Source organism: Proteus sp. TSJ240517, from assembly GCF_047921575.1.
In the GTDB taxonomy this organism is placed as follows: domain Bacteria; phylum Pseudomonadota; class Gammaproteobacteria; order Enterobacterales; family Enterobacteriaceae; genus Proteus.
Map to the genome: position 1 here is coordinate 122,514 of NZ_JBLRMH010000003.1, position 22,499 is coordinate 145,012.

The 22,499-nt window shown below is 35.1% G+C and carries 19 protein-coding genes; 14 read left to right on the forward strand and 5 right to left on the reverse strand.

Features of this window, described 5'->3' with window-relative positions; translation table 11 throughout:
- The first annotated feature begins 43 nt into the window (after nt 1-43).
- Nucleotides 44-772: a nicotinamide riboside transporter PnuC gene (pnuC, locus tag ACNARN_RS06890; protein WP_269812636.1), complete on the forward strand. Its 729-nt coding sequence runs from the start codon at nt 44-46 to the stop codon at nt 770-772.
- A 243-nt stretch (nt 773-1,015) separates the two neighbouring features.
- The gene (gene aroG / locus ACNARN_RS06895; RefSeq protein ID WP_416304272.1) at nt 1,016-2,074 is read left to right on the forward strand and encodes a 3-deoxy-7-phosphoheptulonate synthase AroG; all 1,059 of its coding nucleotides are present in this window, start codon (nt 1,016-1,018) and stop codon (nt 2,072-2,074) included.
- Between the two features lie 67 nt (nt 2,075-2,141).
- Here the strand turns inward: aroG and gpmA are convergent, their stop codons facing one another.
- Both gpmA and modF read right to left on the reverse strand, forming a co-directional pair.
- On the reverse strand, nt 2,142-2,894 hold the full coding sequence (gene gpmA / locus ACNARN_RS06900) for a 2,3-diphosphoglycerate-dependent phosphoglycerate mutase (protein WP_099075932.1): 753 nt from the start codon (nt 2,892-2,894) through the stop codon (nt 2,142-2,144).
- A gap of 389 nt (nt 2,895-3,283) precedes the next feature.
- Nucleotides 3,284-4,750, reverse strand: a complete 1,467-nt coding sequence (gene modF, locus ACNARN_RS06905; RefSeq protein ID WP_416304273.1) for a molybdate ABC transporter ATP-binding protein ModF — start codon at nt 4,748-4,750, stop codon at nt 3,284-3,286.
- Between the two features lie 184 nt (nt 4,751-4,934).
- Between modF and ACNARN_RS06910 the strand changes: the two genes are divergently transcribed.
- From ACNARN_RS06910 to ACNARN_RS06940, 7 genes are all read left to right on the forward strand, one after another.
- Nucleotides 4,935-6,494: a ShlB/FhaC/HecB family hemolysin secretion/activation protein gene (locus ACNARN_RS06910; RefSeq protein ID WP_416304274.1), complete on the forward strand. Its 1,560-nt coding sequence runs from the start codon at nt 4,935-4,937 to the stop codon at nt 6,492-6,494.
- Nucleotides 6,495-6,508: 14 nt separating this feature from the next.
- On the forward strand, nt 6,509-11,713 hold the full coding sequence (locus ACNARN_RS06915; RefSeq protein WP_416304275.1) for a DUF637 domain-containing protein: 5,205 nt from the start codon (nt 6,509-6,511) through the stop codon (nt 11,711-11,713).
- A gap of 6 nt (nt 11,714-11,719) precedes the next feature.
- Nucleotides 11,720-12,052, forward strand: a complete 333-nt coding sequence (locus ACNARN_RS06920) for a zinc ABC transporter substrate-binding protein (RefSeq protein WP_129040089.1) — start codon at nt 11,720-11,722, stop codon at nt 12,050-12,052.
- 11 nt (nt 12,053-12,063) lie between these two features.
- A complete protein-coding gene (locus ACNARN_RS06925; RefSeq protein ID WP_416304276.1) occupies nt 12,064-12,348 on the forward strand; it encodes a hypothetical protein in 285 nt (94 codons plus the stop codon).
- A 67-nt stretch (nt 12,349-12,415) separates the two neighbouring features.
- Nucleotides 12,416-12,667: a hypothetical protein gene (locus ACNARN_RS06930; protein ID WP_416304277.1), complete on the forward strand. Its 252-nt coding sequence runs from the start codon at nt 12,416-12,418 to the stop codon at nt 12,665-12,667.
- Nucleotides 12,668-12,973: 306 nt separating this feature from the next.
- Nucleotides 12,974-13,471: a contact-dependent growth inhibition system immunity protein gene (locus tag ACNARN_RS06935; RefSeq protein WP_416304323.1), complete on the forward strand. Its 498-nt coding sequence runs from the start codon at nt 12,974-12,976 to the stop codon at nt 13,469-13,471.
- A gap of 273 nt (nt 13,472-13,744) precedes the next feature.
- Nucleotides 13,745-15,010 carry a hypothetical protein gene (locus ACNARN_RS06940; protein WP_141650230.1) on the forward strand — a complete coding sequence of 422 codons (1,266 nt, stop codon included), beginning with the start codon at nt 13,745-13,747 and terminating at the stop codon, nt 15,008-15,010.
- A gap of 132 nt (nt 15,011-15,142) precedes the next feature.
- Here the strand turns inward: ACNARN_RS06940 and modE are convergent, their stop codons facing one another.
- On the reverse strand, nt 15,143-15,934 hold the full coding sequence (modE, locus tag ACNARN_RS06945) for a molybdenum-dependent transcriptional regulator (RefSeq protein WP_100159468.1): 792 nt from the start codon (nt 15,932-15,934) through the stop codon (nt 15,143-15,145).
- Nucleotides 15,935-16,092: 158 nt separating this feature from the next.
- Between modE and ACNARN_RS06950 the strand changes: the two genes are divergently transcribed.
- From ACNARN_RS06950 to modC, 4 genes are all read left to right on the forward strand, one after another.
- Nucleotides 16,093-16,236 (forward strand): AcrZ family multidrug efflux pump-associated protein, encoded by a 144-nt coding sequence (locus tag ACNARN_RS06950; protein WP_071788544.1) that lies wholly within the window; start codon nt 16,093-16,095, stop codon nt 16,234-16,236.
- A 336-nt stretch (nt 16,237-16,572) separates the two neighbouring features.
- On the forward strand, nt 16,573-17,343 hold the full coding sequence (gene modA, locus ACNARN_RS06955) for a molybdate ABC transporter substrate-binding protein (protein WP_198620429.1): 771 nt from the start codon (nt 16,573-16,575) through the stop codon (nt 17,341-17,343).
- Nucleotides 17,344-17,360: 17 nt separating this feature from the next.
- Nucleotides 17,361-18,053, forward strand: a complete 693-nt coding sequence (modB, locus tag ACNARN_RS06960; RefSeq protein WP_160230862.1) for a molybdate ABC transporter permease subunit — start codon at nt 17,361-17,363, stop codon at nt 18,051-18,053.
- On the forward strand, nt 18,047-19,111 hold the full coding sequence (modC, locus tag ACNARN_RS06965) for a molybdenum ABC transporter ATP-binding protein ModC (RefSeq protein WP_198620430.1): 1,065 nt from the start codon (nt 18,047-18,049) through the stop codon (nt 19,109-19,111). Before modB ends, modC begins: the two co-directional genes overlap by 7 nt.
- A gap of 69 nt (nt 19,112-19,180) precedes the next feature.
- Here modC and ACNARN_RS06970 read toward each other — a convergent pair whose 3' ends face one another.
- On the reverse strand, nt 19,181-20,002 hold the full coding sequence (locus ACNARN_RS06970) for a pyridoxal phosphatase (RefSeq protein WP_109373973.1): 822 nt from the start codon (nt 20,000-20,002) through the stop codon (nt 19,181-19,183).
- Nucleotides 20,003-20,151: 149 nt separating this feature from the next.
- On the opposite strand from ACNARN_RS06970, the gene pgl reads away from it, so the two are divergent.
- The gene (gene pgl / locus ACNARN_RS06975; protein ID WP_196534317.1) at nt 20,152-21,141 is read left to right on the forward strand and encodes a 6-phosphogluconolactonase; all 990 of its coding nucleotides are present in this window, start codon (nt 20,152-20,154) and stop codon (nt 21,139-21,141) included.
- 60 nt (nt 21,142-21,201) lie between these two features.
- Here pgl and bioA read toward each other — a convergent pair whose 3' ends face one another.
- Nucleotides 21,202-22,476, reverse strand: a complete 1,275-nt coding sequence (gene bioA / locus ACNARN_RS06980) for an adenosylmethionine--8-amino-7-oxononanoate transaminase (RefSeq protein WP_349443182.1) — start codon at nt 22,474-22,476, stop codon at nt 21,202-21,204.
- Nucleotides 22,477-22,499: the final 23 nt, after the last annotated feature.

Below are 22,499 nucleotides of genomic sequence, written 5' to 3' on the forward strand. Positions count from 1 at the left end.
ATATTTTCTTTGTTTTTTTCTATGATTAAGTCGGGGTTGTAAAATGGATGTCATGAGTTGGTTTAGTATCAATAATCTTTTAGTCAATATTCCGTTAGGAGAGGGAGGATATCCACTTTCATGGATTGAAGCTGTCGGTACTATTGCTGGACTATTGTGTATTTGGCTTGCCAGTCAGGAAAAAATTATTAACTATTTATTTGGACTGATTAATGTCACCTTATTTGCCATTATATTTTTCCAAATTCAGCTGTATGCAAGCTTATTACTTCAAATTTTCTTCTTCGCAGCCAATATTTATGGATGGTATGCATGGAGCAGAGTGAATGACTTTGAGCAAGCGGAGTTAAGAATACGTTGGTTAAAATCAAGTCATCGTCTCTTTTTAATTGTTGTTTCAATAGCTGCCATTGCCGCTCTTACTTTCAATATTGATACTGTATTTGGCTATTTAGCCGTTGTTGCTGTTGATATATTAAATGTCTTTGGTGCAAATTTAGCTACGCCAGTTCTTGAACCTGATGCATACCCATTCTGGGACTCAGCAATGACAGTGCTTTCTATTGTCGCGATGATCTTAATGACACGAAAACTAGTTGAAAATTGGCTAGTTTGGTCTGTTATTAACGTGATTAGTATTGTTATATTCTACAAACAAGGTGTTTATGCAATGTCTGTTGAATATATCATCTTACTGGCTATCGCGATTAATGGTTCTCGCTTGTGGATCAAAACAGCAAAACGCTCTAGCAGAAATAATTATCTCTCCTGATAAAAAAGGCTGGTAGAGTTATCTTTCTCTCCAGCCTTACTATTCATTGTTTTTATTCTTATTATTAACGCAATTTTGAATCATTATTTTGCTTAAATGCGCTATTTCCATTTATGTTGAAATTTTTAGAAAGGTGACTATAGGTGCTTTAGATTGAAAGGGTGTTTACAGATAGAAAACGAATGGTTAGATTGGAAAAGCAATAATAACATTGACTAGATAACATAGAGTGGATACACGGGAATGAATTATCAAAATGATGACCTTAAAATAACACAAATTAATGAACTCTTACCGCCAGTGGCTTTATTGGAAAAGTTTCCAGCGACTGATAATGCGGCTTTTACAGTTCGTCATGCCCGTGAAGCTATTCATCAAATCCTAGCTGGAAAAGATGATCGTCTATTAGTGGTAATTGGACCTTGTTCTATTCATGATCCGAAAGCTGCGCTGGAGTATGCACAACGTTTAAGTCTTATTAGAGAAGAGCTTAAAGACAAACTTGAAATTGTAATGCGTGTTTATTTTGAAAAACCGCGCACAACTGTAGGTTGGAAAGGCTTAATTAATGATCCTCATATGGATCATACTTTTGATATTAATGAAGGCTTACGCATTGCTCGTAATCTTTTATTAACGATTAATGATAGTGGCTTGCCAACGGCTGGCGAGTTCTTAGATATGATAACGCCGCAATACGTTGCTGATTTAATGAGTTGGGGCGCAATTGGCGCTCGTACTACAGAATCACAAGTTCACCGTGAGCTTTCATCTGGCTTATCTTGCCCTGTTGGTTTTAAAAATGGTACAGATGGCACCATTAAAGTGGCGATTGATGCGATTAATGCTGCGGGATCGCCACACTGTTTTCTTTCTGTAACCAAATGGGGACATTCTGCCATTGTGCGCACAGCAGGTAATGGTGATTGCCATATTATTTTACGTGGTGGCAAAGAGCCGAATTACAGTACTGAACATGTTGCCGCTGTAAAAGAAGGGCTTAAAAAAGCCGGTTTACCACAAAACGTCATGGTAGATTTCAGTCACGCAAATAGTTGCAAGAAATTTGAGAAACAAATGGAAGTTGGTGCTGATATTTGCCAACAAATTAGCGCGGGTGAAAAAGTATTAATTGGCGTTATGATCGAAAGTCATTTAGTGGAAGGTAGCCAATCATTAGAAAGCGGTGAGCCTTTAGTTTATGGCAAAAGCATCACGGATGCATGTATTGGTTGGGATGACACCGAAACGCTATTACGCCAATTAGCAGATGCGGTTGTGGCTCGTCGTAATAAAGCGTAATAATTAAATTTAGAGTATAAAAAATGCCACTTTTACGTGGCATTTTTTTATGTAACTCAAAATAAAATTATTTTGCTTTACCTTGGTTAGCAACAGCGGCTGCTTTTGCTGCGATTTCGTCAGCATTACCTAAGTAGTAACGTTTGATTGGTTTCATGTTTTCATCAAATTCGTAAACTAAAGGTACAGCTGTTGGGATATTCAGCTCAAGAATTTCATCTTCGCTCATGTTGTCTAGGTATTTAACCAGAGCACGCAGTGAGTTACCGTGAGCTGCGATGATAACTTTCTCACCAGAAGCAACACGCGGTTTGATAACTTCTTCCCAGTATGGTGTTACACGGTCGATAGTTAATGCTAGGCTTTCAGTTAATGGCAGTTCTGCCGCAGTTAAAGATGCATAACGTGGATCTTTACCTGGGAAACGTTCATCATCTTTAGTTAATTCTGGTGGAGTGATAGCAAAACCACGACGCCATTGTTTAACTTGCTCGTCACCGTATTTTTCAGCGGTTTCAGCTTTGTTTAAGCCTTGCAGAGCGCCGTAATGACGTTCGTTTAATTTCCAGCTTTTTTCAACTGGCAGCCATTGTTGATCAACTTGATCAAGAATGTTCCACAGGGTGTGAATTGCGCGTTTCAGAACAGAAGTATATGCATAGTCAAAAGCAAAACCTTCAGCTTTCAGCAGTTTACCTGCTTCTTGCGCTTCATTACGGCCTTTTTCGGACAACTCAACGTCAGTCCAGCCTGTAAAACGGTTTTCTTTGTTCCATACACTTTCACCGTGTCGAACTAGCACAAGCTTAGTTACTGCCATAGTTTAGACTCCTATAATTACTTTCTTAATATAAGTTTAAAATTAGCACTTCAATCATTATATGGATCATCGACAAGAACGCCAAACATAAGTGACAAAACAAGGGGGATTAAGTCAAAAATGTCGTTTGTTCGATGAATTATTGCACAGTTGTCACACCTTTTGCTTAATCGTTCAAGCTATTAATCTAGCGGGATCGGCGTAAAAAAACAAAATATCCGTTTTGTATAAAAAATAGACGAAGATTGCGTCCATAAAACCGACACATTTTTTATTTATTATTGTTCAAATAATATGCAAAAAATGTCGATTTAAATAAAAAATTCAGACCTAATTTTAGCGTTAATTTCTAAAATCATTGCCCTGATTATGACAGTAAAAATCCATCTTTAACAAATTTCTTGCTGATAGCGATAAATTTCGCCGTCTTTAATAAAAGTCAATCGATGAGTAATACATAATGGTGCGTCTTCCTGATGGTGACTCACAAATAAAAGCTGTGTATTACTATGGCTTATCATGATATCAATAAAACGCTGTACTAAGAGTCGATTCGTTGTGTCTAATCCTTGCAGTGGTTCATCTAGAATAAGCAAAGTAGGGTGCTTAACTAACGCTCTAACAATTAATACTAAACGTTGTTGTCCCCATGATAAGGCATGAAATGGATTATTGGCATGGGCTGTTAAACCAATTAATGCTAACCATTCATCAGCGAGTTTAAGCTGTTTATCTGTAATAGCCTGATAAATACCAATTGAGTCGTGAAATCCTGAAATAATGACATTTTTTACACTTGAAGAGACACGATAGCTCTGGTGTAAGGCATTACTGACATAACCGATATGGCGTTTAATTTCCCATACTGTTTCACCACTTCCTCTTTTACGGCCAAATAACGTTAAGTCATTACTGTAACCTTGAGGGTGATCGCCTGTAATCAAACTTAGTAATGTCGATTTTCCTGCGCCATTAGGACCTAAGATTTGCCAATGTTGTTGCGGTTTTACTTCCCAAGTTAAATGATAAAGTACAGGTTTGTCGTTATAACTCACTACACCATTTTTTAAAATGATTGGGGAAAGTGTGGGAGATAATTGTGGGATTGCATCTGGCGAGTCTTGTTCAGGTAATGTGAAGCTTTTAAGTGTTTCACTGTGAGATAATTGTGCGATCACTGAATCAGATAAAATCGACTCCTTTTCACCTTTAGCCACTAATTCGCAATGAATAAGTAAACCTGCATGTTGAATAAAATCAGGAATATCATTAAAACGATTTAAAATAAGTACAATCGTCAGATTTTGTTGATGTAATAGTATGAGTAATTCATTTAGTGCACGACGAGAATCAATATCTAGACCATCAAAAGGCTCATCTAAGATTAATAGATCAGGTTCATTCATTAACAGTTGAATAAGCAGTATTTTGCGAGATTCACCAGTAGAAAGATATTTAAAACGTCTTGATAATAAGTATTCAACACCAAATTGTTTTGCTAATAAAAGACACTTATCATTATCTTTTACCTGCATTTGGATAACTTGAGCAACCGTTAAACCTGTGTCGTCTTCACGTTCACTAAGTAAATCTGTGTTATTGCGACGCCACTCTTCTTCGATTATTTTTTGTAATTTTTCAAAAGAGAGGCTTATCGGACGAGTAAAGGTATTAATGAACTCACCTGATAGCAAGACACTTTCTTGACATAATGCGTTTGCTAATGCGCTTTTCCCACTTCCATTACTGCCTACAAATGCCCAACTATCACCTTCATTAATTGTTAAATCATTAATTTGCAAACAGAGTGTATCGCTTAATCGAAATTGTGTTTTTTTGAGTTGCAAGTATTTCATTATTTTTATCCGTCGCTTTTTAGAGCAAGTAGAGTACTTACCAATATCGGGTTAACTAATAATTGTCAATATTTGCTGAATTATTCTTAGGCAAAAAAAGCTTAAGTGTCTTTTAAAAAATGATAACTATTTAGTCAGAAATTTTATGCAATCATATAAAAAATAACTCAAGGATGATTTTTATATGCATAAGTTTAAAAATAAAAAGATTAAACTATTATTATTTCTATTGCTAATATTAGTAAGTAAAATGAGTTTTCCCAATATTAATAATAATGGTGTTGATAAAAATAATTGTTTTTTGATTAATGAAATAAAAATAGAAAATGCTGAGTTATTAAGTGGCAAAAAGCAGAATAAACTAACATCAAAATATCTACATCGATGTTTAACAGTAAATGATATACAGAGTATTGTTAGTGTTATAACAAATGAATATATTAAAAAAGGTTATATCACTTCACAAGCATTTATTACTCATCAAGATCTCACTAATAGTAAACTTACGATTAAAGTGATAGAGGGAAAAATAAAAGATATTTTTATTGATAATATTTCTTCTCGATTAGTCAATATTATCTTTCCATCGTACAAAGAAAAAAGACTTAATTTACGTGATTTAGAGCATGGGCTTGAACAGCTTAATCGATTAGCAACAGCACAATATACATTAGATATTAAACCTAGCGATAGTGTGGGATATTCTTCTATTTTTATTGTTCAAAACAATAAAAAATTGCCTTTTAAAAATCAATTAACCTTTGATAATTCAGGTACTAAAACAACAGGTAAAACTCTATTAGCCAATACCACAACAATAGATTCGTTATTTGGATTAGGCGAACAATGGAGTTTCTCACTGAGTACAAATACAGATTTATCTCGTTCGCACTATTCTCGCTCTTATTCTGCAAGTGTAAATATTCCTTATGGGTACTGGTTTTATCAGTATCAATTATCTCATAGTCAATCCTCTTATCCTTTCCTCAGTCATAATGTTCAACACGCTTATAAAAACAAAAATAGAGATCAGCAATTTGATATTAGTCGTTTAGTCTATCGTGATAATAAGCAGCGAATAATATTAAAGAGTTCGCTGAAAAATAAAAAAGTAAGGACACAATTAGCACAACAGAAACTACAAATAAATAGCCCCACATTAACCTCTTTATCATTTAGTCCTCAATATAGTTTAACTCTCAAACGAGGATATTTAACGATTAATCCAATGGTAGAAATGGGGCTTTCTTTTTTTGGTGCATCACCTGATTATATTGCTGAAAACTCACCTCGTAGTCATTACCGAAAACTAAGCATAAATTTAAGCTATCAACATTTATTTCTTAACAAATTTTCTTATATTACGTCATTTTATGGGCAATATACGCCAGATAATCTTTATAGTATAGAACGAGTAACAATTGATGGAATAAAAGCAGTCCGTGGATATAAAGAAACAAACCTGAATGCAAATAATGGTTTTTATTGGCGTAATGAAATAAACACACCACAGATAAATTATTTTTTAGGTGATGTTAATTTTATTTTTGCACTTGATTATGGTGTTGCTTATTCAGATAAATATGAAACAAAGAAGAATAAAATAATAGGAAGCGCAATAGGTGTTTCTTTTTATCATTCCATTTTATTTTCTCAGATATTAATGAATAAACCGTTAATTTACCCAAAATCACTAAAACCAGAACACTGGTCATTATTTTGGTCTATTTCTTTGGCTATTTAAAATTTGGAGTTTTTATGGACGAAAAGGATATCTCTCGAAAACAGCGTTTAATTAGTTATAGCATTATTTATTTAACCGCTATTTACCCATTACATCCCGCTTGGAGTTCTATAATTACTCCATCCGATAAAACAATAAAAATAAGTCAGCAAAATACAGTTCCTATTATTAATATTGCAACACCTAATGATATTGGTGTTTCTCATAATCAATTTCATTCTTTTAATGTTGGTAAACAAGGTGTTGTACTTAATAATGCAACAACTCCTGTTAATACACAATTAGCTAAACAAGTGAATGCCAATGCTAATTTAAAAGGTAATGCAGCGCATTTAATTATTAATGAGGTTGTGGGAAATGGATATTCACAGTTATTAGGGAAATTAGAAGTTGCAGGTAAACAGGCGAAAGTGGTTATTGCAAACCCGAATGGTATTACGTGTGATGGCTGTTCGTTTATTAATACCCCGGTAATTACGCTTACGACAGGAAAACCTCAATTTAGCCCTCAAGGTGCCTATTCAGCAATAGAAGTAAAAAAAGGCAGTATTGTTATTGGTAAACAAGGTATGAATACCGAGCTGCAAAATTATGCTGATATTATTAGCCGTAGTATTGAATTAAATGGAAAAATAAACGCTAAAAATCTTTCTTTAATGCAAGGAAATAACCGTATTGATTTTGAAAAAGGAACGGTAAATAGCCTTAATGGAGAAGGTATAAAACCAACAATATCTATTGATACAAAAGCACTGGGGGGAATGTATGCCAATCAAATACGCCTAGTCAGCACAGAAAAGGGCGTTGGTGTTAATTTAAGTGATATTCAGACAATTCAAAACAGTATGAATTTAACTGTTGATGGAAAAATTACCTTTAATGGCAATATTCAATCTGAACAAGATATTAATGTTAGCAGTAAAGAACTACAAATTAACAGTAATGCAAAGTTAAAAGCAAAAAGGGATATAACTTTAGCAACTCATGCGCTAACTAATCATAGTGAAATTATCTCAGAAAAAGATATGCGTTTATTTGCAGATAAACTCACTAATAAAGGCGAAAAAGCACTTATTCAAGCAAAAGATAATTTATGGATACAAAAAAATGCACAGGGTGATCCTAGTAGTTTAATTGAAAATCAATCCGCCACGATAAAAACAGAAAAGGGTGATTTGATTATTCGGACAAAGAAGTTGGTTAATGAATCTATTACATCTTTATTTAAAGAAATAAAACAAGAGCCTGATTCTAAACTCTCTATAAATATCGGTAATCATCTCCTCTCTCCTTCCAGAAGTCCTACGGATGATTTTCTTTTAGTTATTTTATTTCCTGAATTAAAAGATTTTTCTGATAAAAAATGGTTTGATATCTTAGATTTAAAAAATAATGGAGGAGTTAATGTAGAACGTTTATATTTTGAAAAAAGTGAACAATATGTTCCAAGTGTTATTTCTTCAGGGAATAATTTATATATACAATCTAATGAGTTTATTAATAATCAATCTAGAATTATTGCAAATAATAATTTAATCGCAACAGGCAGTAATGCACAATTATATTACTATCGTTCTGGATATCTTAATAAATGGGATTTGTATTCTCATGATAATTCTCAGTTTTATTATCGTGATGATATAGTTAAATATAAACTTGATGAAGCTAAGTTCAATAAGATAAGTCATTTCGTACCTTTTGTGAAAACGGGGAGTCATTATGAGTTTTCTGTAAATGACGTTTCTGATTATATAATAAAAGCAGGTAATAACTTAGTATTAGATTTTAAAAATAGTATAGATTTAGAGCGCAAGCTTCCATCTACAGGAAAAGAAATAAAAAAATTCAGAGGATTATCAGATTTTGAAAATGCTATATTAGCTAAAAATATATTATTAAATGCTAATAATGTGAATATTTCTTTAAATTTAACAGCGAAGGATTCTTTATCTATTATTGCTGATAAAAATATAAATATAAATAATTCAGAGTTATTAGCTGATGAAAATATAAATTTGACAGCGACTGATACTATAAAATTTGAGAATATAGATGTAGCAGCAAAATATTTTTCTACTACAACTAAAAAGGGAGATATTAGTCATTTATTTAATCCCACTACCTTTTATACTCTAAAAGGTATTAAATCACCATATATTGATATTTCTGAAAAAATAGATTTTCACTCTGGAAAAAATATTGACATTTCAAATGTAATAATTAATAAACCTAATGAAATAAATTTATCTGCGCTAGAAAATATTAAAATAAATCGTGATGAATCTTTTCTTTTTAATTTAGTGCCTTTTATTAGAGATAGTGGATATATTCCAGGGTTTTTAATTCATATGGGGATTTTGGAAAGTAGTAATAATATGATTTTTACTTCCGGTAAAGATATTATTAGTCAAGGAATAAAATATAATAGTAATAAAGCCATAACCTTTAATGCCGGACAGGATATTTTTCTTTCCTCTAAATCAATAAAAGATGCCGATCCTTTCTTTAGTGATATTCATTATCCTCAATTACAATCTAAATTATTTTCAGACAATAACCTTATTTTAAACGCCGCTCGTGATATTGATTTAACTTCAACCATATTAAATTCAAAAGATAAAGTCATTGTATTAGCCGGTAGAAATATAAAGCTGGGTGCAAACGCTTATTCTGCTATCAAAGATCCCCATGAAGATGCTCAAGATATTCAGTATGCCACAGCAATGATAACTGGCAATAAAGGCATTTCTATTGCGTCATCAGGTACATTAATCACAGAAGGAAGTTCATTTAAATCAGAGGGTGATGTCACTATTTCAAGTGGTGACAATATTCAATTGGGATCAGTAATAACGCATTTTCGTAAAGAGTCGGGTTCTGACTTAGAAGAACTTCGTAAACAAGTCAGTACTGAAATTAATAGTGGTAATAATCTAACATTATTATCTGAAGGCAGTATTTTATTTCAGGCATCAAAATTAACTGCAAATAAAGAGATGGATATCGCCGCTAAAGGAGGATTCCTTTACGCGCAAGCGATGGAAGAATCGAGTTACTACAAAGAAGAAAAGAAAAAATGTAATTGGCGGACTTTGTGTGTTACTAAAAAGAAATATACGAAAACATTTTATGACACCAATAATAAAGTTACCGAGTTTATTGCTAATAGCAATATTAATTTATTTGCTAAAGATGATATCACTTTAGAAGCTACTAAAATTGATACAACAAAAAATGCGAAGTTAACCAGTAAAACAGGAAAAGTTAATTTTAAAGCAGTAAAAAACACTGCCTTTAAACAAGTTATTACCAATTCAAAAGATATTTATATTACTCAGCGTGATCAGGGATATACCAAAGGAATATGGGTATTACCTGAACTTTATATTGGTGGAATGCTCACAATTGATGCCCCAAAAGGCATAACTGCGGATATTAAAGCCCAAAAAGAGCAATCATTAGAACAAGCATTAACTGTTTTAAGTAATACACCAGAATATGCTTGGCTTAAAGATCTCCAACGTCAAGAAAATATTAATTGGAATTTAGTTAAAGACACTTATTCCAATTGGGATGATAAAACTCAGCAATTAAATCCTGTTGTCGGTGCGGTCATTGCTATCGCGGTAGGGGTTGCAACTTACGGTACTGCAACGGCGGCAACCATTGGTGGAATGGCAAGTGAAGCAACTATTGCGGCAGGTGCATCAGCCAGTGTGGCTTCAACGGCATCGGTTGCGGCACAAGCGGGTTTTGCCTCTTTAGTATCTCAAGCTGCGGTCTCTTTAGCTGAGAACAAAGGCAGTATTTATAAAACTATTGAATCCCTCGGCCGTAGTGATACCGCTAAATCTATTGTTACAAGCATGGTGGTGGCAGGGGCATTGCAAGGTCTTGACCAATTTATGGGGTGGGATCAGGCAATCCAAGGAGGAACCTTACCTTCAACAGGTAAGTTACTGCTTACTGATAACGCAACATGGAATCAAGTTGCACAGCGTGTCGCCTCGCATTCAGTTGTTAGCTCAACACTGGGTACTGCCATTCAAGGCGGTAGTTTTATTGATAATTTTAAAACCGCGCTATTAAGCAATATTGGTAGTCAATTCCATGCAGAAGGTGCCAACCTAATTGGTGATAACGGTGCGGTATTAGGGCATGCAGGAAAGGTGTTAAGTCATGCAACATTATCTGGTTTATCTGCCCAAATTAGTGGAGGAAATGTTAAAGGTGCAATTGTCGGCAGTTTAGCTGCTGAAATTGCGGCTATTTCGTTGGGTGATAATACTATTAAGGCTGAGGAGTGGCAGAAAAAATCAGAATCACAAGCTCAATTTGTTAGATTATTTGGTGGCATTGCAGGTGGAATTTTTACTGGTGAGCCAGGTGGTGTATATAGTGGCGCTAGAGGGGCTGAAAATAGTTTCCGTTACAATTATCTCTCTCATCATCAGCAAAAATTAATGGAGAAAGAATTATCTGCTGAAACTAATTATTTTAAAAAGACAGCAATTTATCTTAAATGGCTATCAGCAGATATAGGACAAGATACAGGGTTTAATGCAGGCCTTGTAGCAGGTATACCAACAGGATTGTATGAAACGATTGAAGGGCTCGCTTCTCTTGCTACAAATCCATTAGAAACATACCAAGCTATCAAAGCGGTTATTCAAAGTGATAATGCTTTCGATACATTAACTCAAGCGGTTAAGCAATCGTATATCGAGCGTATTGAAAAACTGGAAGCAGAATATCAAAAAGCAGGTGTATCTGGTTCATTTAATGCGGGTGTTGAAAGTGGAAAACTCATTTTTGATCTCGTAGGCTTATTTGCTGGTGGTGCTGGAGTTGCGAAAGGAAGTTCTCAGCTTATAGCTAAGACATCAGCTAAGATTACCACAAGAAATAAATTGGTTTCTTCTATAAAAAGTGGACAAGTAGGATTAAGTGATCCTGATGCAGTTGATTTAATAAAAGCTGATATGCTTAAAAACTTTTATAGCTACAAAGCTCCATCAGGTATTATTGCGGGTTATATAGATAAAAAGGGTGTTTATTATGTAACGGAAGGTAACCATAGGATGGTTGCTGCAGTGGAAATATATAATGAAATAGGAGAAATAAAATATATTAATCAATTGTTAGATAATGGAAGCTGGACTAAAATAGACAATCCTATAGTTGATTCAAAGCCATTACCTGTAAGAAAAATAAAGTGAGAATATATGACTAAAAATGAAATATACATAGATATGATGTATTGGATTTTGCCCCAATTAAGAAATATTCAGTCTAGAGGAATGATAGCAAAAGCAAAAGATAAATCTTGTTATTACGAATTACAGTTAATTCATAATTTACCCAAAAAAATACTTAATCAAGATTTTGATGAAAATGATATTTCATTTTTAAATTTTCAAGCTAAAACATATACTGAAAAATGCAGTTCAAAAATAAGTATATTATATGATGGTAATATCAAGTATATTAAAATGTTATTTAACTTGGTCCCTAATGAATTACGTCATCAATTACGATGGGATGGACCTATTAATTAAAATAAGGATATATGGCTTTATCTCTAATTTCAGAATGGGTACCAGGTTCATCTTACACATATGCGTGGGTTGCCATGGATAATCAAAGGTATTTAGCAAAAATGTATAATAACAATAGTGGGTGGTTACCTAAAGTACTATTATCGATACCTGATATTAAATTATATTTGGATGACTTATCTGAATATATTGATGGTGAATCAGAAAAATACAACAATAAAATAAATAAGAATGCTACTATATTGTTGATTTATATTCAAGTTATACTTATAGAAAATATGGTAAATCAAAAATAATAAAAAAATTTGATTTTGAATTGAAAAATGGGATGGGAATCATTCTGATGCGGGAATAGGGGCTAAAATGGGAATGTTTTATTTTGAAGCATTAGAGGGGCAATCTATAGGAGAAGATTATCCCATTGGCTATGAGGGTGAAACAAAAATGGGTGACTATTTTCGTTTTATTGTTCCAACTATTTATGCAACGATAAAAGATATTCCTGAAGAGTTAAGAAAATATATTGTAGTTTCTGATAGTATTGATTTTACCAAAGATAGATTGCTCGATAACAATAAAATTAGCGATTATTTTACTCGTATGTATTCAGAGTAAATAAACTAGCTACTCATTTTTAATAGAAATATTAATCAAGCCAAAACCATTGCTTAATATTATTTTAAAAATAATAATTAGGTGGTAGTTCTTATTTAAAAACACTTAAATGGATAAATATTCTGGAGAAAGAAAGAGAAGCGCTGAGATTTTACCAAGTGATGTTAAATCAAAAACTCTAGAATTAGGTGTTCCTGCAAGAACAACCAAACAACAATGAGATGCTATTAATAATTTTATTAAAAATGTATCTTCAAAAAATATTAAGGTTAATATTACAATAGTTGAGGAGTAAATAGTGTCTATATCAAAAAAAATAACTTAAGAGCAAGTATCTATTTTAATAATGATTATTATATTATAATAACTCTTTCAAAAAGCGGTATTTATTTTATGGATTTTAAAAAAGGTTATAAGGTTTTATCCAAAGATCCATTTGATGCAGATTTGGGTTTCTTTACAAGAAATGCATTAATCCAAAGCGAAATATTAAATGCTAATTCATCTGAATATCATGAAATGCGTAATAACGATGGATTATATTCTGAATGGATAAAAAAAATAATTAAAGAATGTGATTATAAAAATAAAACGACACTATTCAAAAACATGAACTTATGTAATGTGAATGTGACTGATGGTATTATATCTATTATTCCTTATGATCACTTACGATTGGATCATTGGATTGGTAAAAGTATACCTAACAATGCAATTATTACATTAAAAAGCAATTGCAGTGACGAGGTTTTAGGTGCCTCAATAAAAGAAGCTTTTACACGTTGTATTAGTCGTAAAGTTTAAATACTTTATTTCTACTGAGACTACTAAATAATTATTCTAATAAATAGAACTAATTAGTATTAACAATATATAGTGATTTTCTACCATATTAACTATAAAAAACAATCAATCAGTAAAGAAATATATATGTATAGCTTACGTTTTTTTATTATTTTATTTTTATTTCTACCTTATTTGTTATTTTCTTTTGTCTATGCAACGAATAAGCCTTCATTGATAAATAGTAAAATTAATCCATTATCTATAATTAGGATCCATGATCGTGTGAATTACATGGTGTCATTAACGGATAATAATGGAGAAACGGTTCAGCATTGGCATTCTGTTGATTGTAAGCAGAACAAAGCTCAGCTTTTATATAAGGATGTATTGAATGAAGAAGGGCTAACCAAAGCTCGCTATTACGGTAATAATTATCTTCGTTATGCACCAGCTCAAGACAATAAGCTGATGACAACAGAAGATATCCGCATGGTTTGTCAATTTCCAATAAAAGAATCGCGATGGGAAAGATTATCTGACACGTCTATCGGCGGTATGACTAACCTTGTTGATACTAATAGTATTCAGCATATTGGTGACATCTTATCAGTGCGCACAGGATATGATTTTGCAGAAACCATCTGGGAACCACCTTATGATGCACCTCTTGAGCTAAAGATTGAGCACTATTTATATAATTGTAAAACTCATCAGGGCGACGCTGTAGTTGCAATGAACCTAGATCGTGAGGGGTACATTACTGATTCGCTGATCACTGATGATATTATTCGTCGTAAAAATAGTTTCAAAATAGATCTTCAAATGAGACAACTTTTCAATCAATTATGTCAGTTACCAGAAGGAAAAACGTTCACTGCTGAGGGACACTTTGTACCTGCTATTAATAAGCCTGTATCAACATTGATGGGGCCAACAATGCCCAATTTAAGTAATAATAATCCGCAATGGCTTAATAAATATCCACTTTCTACAGGAATTAATAATCAAACTCAATCATTGATAAAACCATGGGCACTTCCTCGCTTTAAACAGATCCGTTATACCATAGTAAGCGAATACGGTAAGGTCAATGTACAGTTGGATGCCCAATCGGATGGTTATATACGTAATCTAGAAGATTATGGTATCTGGACAGTACAACGTTTAATGTTGGCTAATCAGTTACAATTAAAGTTTGTTATGTCTATCAGTCACGATATTTCACTACTCCGTAAGTTGCAGACAGATCTGCAATTTCCATTAGTCGTTGGCCAACAATATCAAGCACAGTGGGAAAGTATTGATTCTAAAAAAGAAGTAATAACTTCATCAATACGTTGTAATGTGTTAAGCGAAGGAGATGCAGGTAGTATAGCATCTGAGTTTAGTGGAAAATATCTGTTAGTTCAGTGTGATGAAACTCATGAAGGACAACAGAAAATCAGTAGCAAACAAGCTTGGTTGCAAGATTTTAACGTTTTTGTTCCAGTTACCATGCAAGTAGGTGATAGACTAGAAAGTTCAGTAAAACTGGAAAATATTAATGTAATACGTTAATCAGAAGTTTATTAGAATAAATTTGATTTATGTAAATATTATTTCCAATTAAAAACCATCACTTAATATTATTTCTAAAATAATAACTAAGTGATGGTTTTATTTTTTAATAAAAAGCAACCATGCTAATAATTAACACAGTGTGGCGACAATCACCTGATCGGCATTAAATAAAGCCGTTACGCTGTCATTAATATGCAATTTTTGCTCTTTAACATGCTGATTAGAACAGGTGGCACACACTTCTTGCCCACCTTCTAATGTCACCACTAATTCGCTGTTTTCACTACCCGTCTCAATTTGAGTGAGTGTGCCTGAAAGGGCATTATCATATTGTTGCGCTAAGGATGAGCCTTTTTCAATATTAACCCATGGCGCTTTAATTAAGATCAGTACTTCTTTGCCTTTTTTCAGGCCTAAGCGATCTGCACTTTTTTCTGTTAAGGCAGCACGAATAGTCGTTTTTCTATCTGCAAGTTGCACATTAACATGCTGTTGAACTTGAAGATTATCACGCTCAATAATCGTGCCAAAAAACTGGTTTCTGGCACTCGTTTGTAATGAAAAGCGAGAAATCGCCGCTAAAAGGCTATCAAGAGGGAGTGAATCGTCTTTCAATACATCAAAGGCTTTTTGCTGAATTTGACCTAGCAGATCGTAAAGTTGTAGTAAGCGCTCACAATAATGAGTAAGAGTTGCACCACCACCGCCTTTGCCACCTGTTGCTCTATCAACGAGAAGTTCGTCTGCGAGTTGATTCATTTCATTAATGGCATCCCAAGCACTTTTATAGCTAATGCCTGCCATTTTTGCCCCTTGACTAATTGAACCCGTCGCTTTGATCTGTTTTAACAGCGCAACACGGCGAGGATCGGCAAAGAGCTTATCTTGAAGTTTTAGTGTTAATAATATTTCTGCTTGCATAATGATAGGCTTCTTCTTTTTTGTGTGTTTATCGCATTTTTTGTACCGACACAAAGCGATAATTCTCTAGAATATATACAACTATAGCGTTATTATTCGTTATTCGTGAAGAAATGCCAACTCTGGCTTTCCGAATATACCATGATAAAGAGGTTATCATGCTTGAATTATTGAAAAGTTTAGGGTTTGCTCTCTTGATGGTACCCGTTGTAATGGTACTCATTATGGGCATCATTTATGGTTTGGGTGAAGTGTTTAACCTGATTTCACCAAGTCAGCCAAAAGCAGACAAAAAATCATAAAATCTCCCTCCCTGATTTAGAACAGCCCTCTAATTTTTTAGAGGGCTGTTTTTTTATTCGCCATACTCGTCATACTTCAAGCCACAGCGGTGTTGACTACACTCATTCGCACTAGTCACATACTTATGTATGCTCTTAGTGACTCATTCATTTTTCGCCTAGCTGTGACTTAAATTATTTAGAGTATATAACCTTTTCTCTATTTGTTTTTTTATCCTTATTTTTATGGTTATATTTATTGATATATAACTAGTTTCTAACATCTAATTCTTTCATTTTACGCTGTATCTTGGTATATACAGCGTGGTCATCCTTTAATTTAAGTGGAATTAGAACATGAAAAAATTATCAGGTAAGTTACTTGCTGGTGCGGTTATCTCTTTTGCTTTAGTGAGTCAAAGTTTTGCATCGGAAAAAGTAACGGTATTTGCGGCCGCTTCTCTTACCAATGCTCTTAATGAAATTTCGGCACAATATAAGCAAGAAAAGCAAACTGAAGTTGTTGCATCTTATGCATCTTCTTCAACACTAGCTCGCCAAATTGAACAGGGCGCACCTGCAAATCTGTTTATTTCAGCAGATCAGCAGTGGATGGACTATGTCATTGATAAAAATTTAATGGTTGCAGATTCACGTCATACATTATTAGGTAATGATTTAGTACTCATTGCCCCTAAAGATAGTCAATTAAATGACGTTGTTATTAATAAGGAAACCAAATGGAAATCCTTACTTAATGGCGGAAAATTAGCTGTTGGCGATCCGGATCATGTGCCTGTTGGTATCTATGCTAAAGAATCATTAGAATATTTAGGTGCATGGGATACAGTAAGCCCAGAAATGGCTCGTACTAATAACGTGCGTAGCGGTATGGCGCTAGTTGAACGTGATGAAGCACCATTAGGTATCGTATACGGTTCTGATGCGGTTGCGAGTGATAAAGTGAAAGTGGTCGGCGTATTCCCAGCTGATAGCCACAAACCTGTTGAGTATCCAATGGCAGTTGTAAAGGGTCAGGACAATAAAGCAGTTCGTGATTTTTATGACTATCTGAAAACACCTCAAGCCGCAGAAATCTTTAAGAAATACGGCTTTAGCCCACTGTAGGAATTATACTTTTGGAGATGTTAAGTGAATACGAATGGCAAGCCATCATACTAAGCCTTAAGGTATCGACTGTTGCAGTTATAATCAGTCTACCTTTTGGTATTTTTATGGCTTGGCTTTTAGTTAGGGTACGTTTTCCTGGTAAATCATTGCTTGATAGCATTATTCATTTACCTTTAGTTCTGCCACCTGTTGTGGTCGGTTATCTTTTACTGATCAGTATGGGGAGACGTGGATTTATTGGTGAATGGTTGTATAACTGGTTTGGTTTTAGCTTTACCTTTAGTTGGCGAGGCGCAGCACTTGCATCCGCAGTAGTTGCATTTCCACTGATGGTAAGGGCAATTAGACTAGCATTAGAAGCTGTCGATCAACGCATGGAGCAAGCTGCAAGAACCTTAGGGGCTTCGCCGTTGCGAGTCTTTTTTACCATAACGTTACCTTTGTCTATGCCAGGGATCATCGCAGGAATTGTGTTGGCATTTGCGCGCTCATTGGGAGAATTTGGCGCAACAATCACTTTCGTTTCCAATATTCCAGGGGAAACAAGAACCATTCCTCTGGCAATGTATACCTTGATTGAAACACCAGGTGCGGAAATGGATGCCGCCCGTTTATGTGTGATTGCAATTATTTTGGCGCTCGTCTCTTTAATGGCTTCAGAGTGGCTAACTCGTTGGGGTCGTAAAAGATTGGGGGGCGTATGCTAGAGATGAATTTTAAACAGGCGCTAGGATCACTGCGTCTGGAAGTAAATACTGAACTGCCAACAGAAAGTATTACGGCAGTTTTTGGTTTATCTGGTGCGGGTAAAACTTCACTGATTAATGTGATTGGCGGGTTAACCAAACCAGATTCAGGGCGGATTGTATTAAATAATCACACACTGGTTGATACTGAAAAGAAAATTTATCTGCCACCTGAAAAACGTAAAGTGGGTTATGTATTCCAAGATGCACGGCTGTTTCCTCATTACACAGTGAGAGGAAATCTGCTTTACGGTATGTCACCGACAATGAAAGTGCAGTTTGATCGCATTATTTACTTATTAGGCATCGAACATTTACTTTCGCGTTTTCCTATCACCTTATCAGGCGGTGAAAAGCAACGTGTTGCTATTGGACGAGCGTTGCTGACAGCTCCTGATATTATGCTAATGGATGAACCTTTAGCATCGCTTGATTTACCGCGTAAACGTGAGTTACTGCCGTATTTAGAAAAGCTCTCTCAAGATGTACAAATTCCTATTTTGTATGTGAGCCATAGCCTTGATGAAATTATTCGACTTGCAGATAATGTTATTGTGATGGATGCAGGAAAAATTAAGGCGACAGGTAAGCTAGAAGATGTATGGGCAAGTAGTGCATTACGTCCTTGGTTACAAAAAGAGACGTTAAGTAGCATCGCCAATGTCATGGTGGTAGAACACCATAGCCATTACGATATGACGGCAACGGCTTTTGGTAATCAAGTGCTGTGGTTGCCTCAAATAGAGGCGAAAATCGGTCGTGATGTGCGTGTGCGTATTGATGCTTCTGATGTATCACTGACTACCACTCGTCCTTCAAATAGTAGTATTCGTAATATTTTGCATATGAAAGTGGTTGAAACCATAACGAATGATGGTCAAGTTGATGTAAAACTTGTCAATGATGGCAATTATTTATGGGCGAGGATCACACCTTGGGCAAAAGATGAATTAAATATCCAAGAAGGACAATGGCTTTATGCGCAAATAAAAAGTATTTCGCTAAGTCGCCATCTTTGATTTTTTCGTTTTATCAATACATAAAAAAACCTCATCTTAGATGAGGTTTTTGTCTTTTAAAGAGAGTGATCAAGACAAAATATATTTATGGATAGTCTCAGCAATACCTGGCTGTGAATTCACTTTAGTGACCATTTTAGCGCGCGCTTTTACTTCATCTGAAGCATTACCCATTGCAACACCTAAACCAACATGTTCTAACATACTAAGATCATTAAAATTATCACCAAAGGCAATAACATCATTCATACTCATGCCATTTGCTTCAACCCAGCGTTGTAAACGACGGCCTTTGCTGTTGCCTTTTTTGGCGATATCAACTTGATCAATCCAAGACCATTCACACTCTAAGCCTACTTGTTGCTCAATTTTCTCAACTAAAGTACGCAATTCATCGTGATCAGGCGTTGTAGTGGCTATTTTCCAAATTGCATTAACATCATGCATGGCTTTATAGAAATCATCGACTTTAACGAGATTAGGGCGTTGTGCGATAGGTAATGTTTCTGACCATTTTAAAGTGCGTTGAACAGGGGAGGATAATTGGTCATAAAGCATTGCATCGTCGGCATAAACCAAGTGATGGATATCGGTTTGTTTAACGAGATCTAATACAGCTCTGGTTTCTTGTGTAGTTAGTGGATCAGACTCTAATACTTTTTTACCAATATAATCATAAAGGTAAGTTCCATTACAGCAGATTGCAGGGGTATCAAGATCGAGCGCTTGATAGAATGGATGAATAGCAACATGATGACGACCTGTTACAATTAAAACTTTAACGCCTGCTTTTCTTGCAAGATTGAGTGCTTCTAAAGATTCTGGCAGGATACGTTTTTGGTCATCAAGCAGTGTGCCATCAAGATCCAAAGCAATAACGCGATATGACATAAATAAGCCCCTTGATAGTATTAAGATGCAATGGTGTTGATGTTACACGTTAACCAATAAAAGATAAACTAGCTTAATCGTTACAATCAAACGTTAGTTGTTCTATTATTCTTTATAAATCAATGGGTAATGGGTTTTAAGGAGAAGGGATGAAACAGGTAGTCTACGTAGCAAGTCCAGAGAGTCAGCAAATTCATGTTTATGCGTTAAACACCGAAGGTGAAATGGATTTATTGCAGGTTGTTGAGGTTGCAGGGCAAGTGCAACCAATGATTGCAAGTGCTGATGGAAAATACCTTTATGTGGGTATTCGTCCTCATTTTAGTGTGGTGACATTTGCGATAGCTTCTGATGGTCAGTTAGAACAAAAGGCGACAACGTCAATTCCAAGCACGCCTGTCCATTTATGCTTAGATAAAACAGGGCGCTTTTTGTTTGTTCCTTCTTATCATCAGGGTAATTTAGCTGTTTTACCTATTAATGCGAAGGGGATCCCTCAATCACCTATTCAAATTATTGAAGGCTTAAATAAGCCTCATTCATCTAACATTGATTGGAATAATAAACAACTGATTGTGCCTTGCTTAGGTGAAGATCATATTCGTTTATTTGATTTATCAGAAGATGGTCGTTTAACAGAAGCGGGTACTGAAGAGCTGACAACAGCACAAAATGCGGGCCCCCGTCATATGGCATTCCATCCTAATGGTGATGTATTTTATTGCCTTAATGAATTAGATGCGACAATCAATATATATCGTCGTATGGGTGATTTATATCGCTTAATGCAAACGGTCGATATTGTGCCTGAAACATTTAACAGTACCCGTTGGGCGTCAGATATTCATATTACACCAGATGGCCGTTTTCTTTATGCAAGCGAACGCTCTGAAAGTTTTATTTGTGCGATGGCAATTTCAGAGGCGGGCGACTATCTGCAACCTGTGGGTTATTACCCAACACAAACACAGCCTCGTGGTTTTAATCTTGATAACACAGGAAATTATCTGATTTCTTGTGGTCAAAAATCAGATTTTGCGTCGGTTTCTCGTATTGATAAACACACTGGTGCATTAACTGAATTAGCATGTTATCCAGTAGGTAAAGGCGCTATGTGGGTTACCGTTGTGACGAAGTAAAGATTACTGTACCTCTAGCAAAATATTTCCTTGCTAGAGGTTTTATTTTTTATAAAAGGTTTATGAGAGATTAACAACTTTCTCAATAGCTTGAGTGAGTTTAGTGAGGTTTTCTGGCAGCATAATAAATGGTGGCATAATATAAATCAGCTTACCAAAAGGTCTTATCCAAACGCCTTCAGCAACAAAGATTTTTTGTAATTTTGCCATATTGACAGGCTCATGCATTTCAACCACACCAATTGCGCCTAAAACACGTACATCTTTCACACTTTTTGCCTGTTTTAACGGTAATAACTCGCATTTTAGTTGTTTTTCAATTTCTGCAACTTGGTTTACCCAATCGCCTTTTGCTAATAGAGATAAACTGGCATCAGCAACTGCACAAGCCAAAGGATTTCCCATGTAGGTAGGACCATGCATAAAGCATCCTGCATCGCCTTGGCTTATGGTTTCTGCAATATGGCGCGTGGTTAAGGTTGCCGATAACGTTATATATCCACCTGTCAATGCTTTACCTACACACATTATATCTGGCGATATTTCAGCATGTTCACAGGCAAACAGCTTACCTGTTCGACCAAAACCAGTGGCTATTTCATCTGCAATTAATAACACATCAAATTCAGTACATAAGGCTCTTGCGTGTTTCAAATATTCGGGATGATAAATTCGCATTCCACCAGCACCTTGAACAATGGGTTCAAGCATAACGGCAGCAATTTCTTGATGATGTTGCTCTAGCGTTGAGCGTAATGAGTGGATATCAGCGGGATCCCATTCTTCATAAAAACCTGTTTTTGGCGCATCCACAAAGAGATGATTAGGCAGATAACCTTTGTAAAGACTGTGCATGGAGTTATCTGGATCACACACTGACATGGCACCAAATGTATCGCCATGATAGCCCTGTTTTAACGCCACAATACGTTGGCGTTTTTCACCTTTAGCCTGCCAATATTGCAAAGCCATTTTAAGCGCAACTTCAACAGCAACCGAGCCAGAATCTGCGAGAAATATGCATTCAAGAGGCTCTGGTGTTATCGCTAATAATTTTCGACAAAGTGATATTGCTGGTGGATGAGTAATGCCACCAAACATCACATGAGACATATTGCTGAGCTGTGTTGTAACGGCATTATTGAGTTCTGGATGATTATATCCATGAATTGCTGCCCACCATGAAGACATTCCATCAATCAATTTTCTACCATCGGCCAAGACTAATTCAACGCCTTTTGCACTGACGATAGGGTAAGCAGGTAACGGATTACTCATCGAAGTGTATGGATGCCAAATGTGGCGTAAATCGAAAGCGATATCTTCAGGTGTCATTATATTTTTCACTTAATCATGTA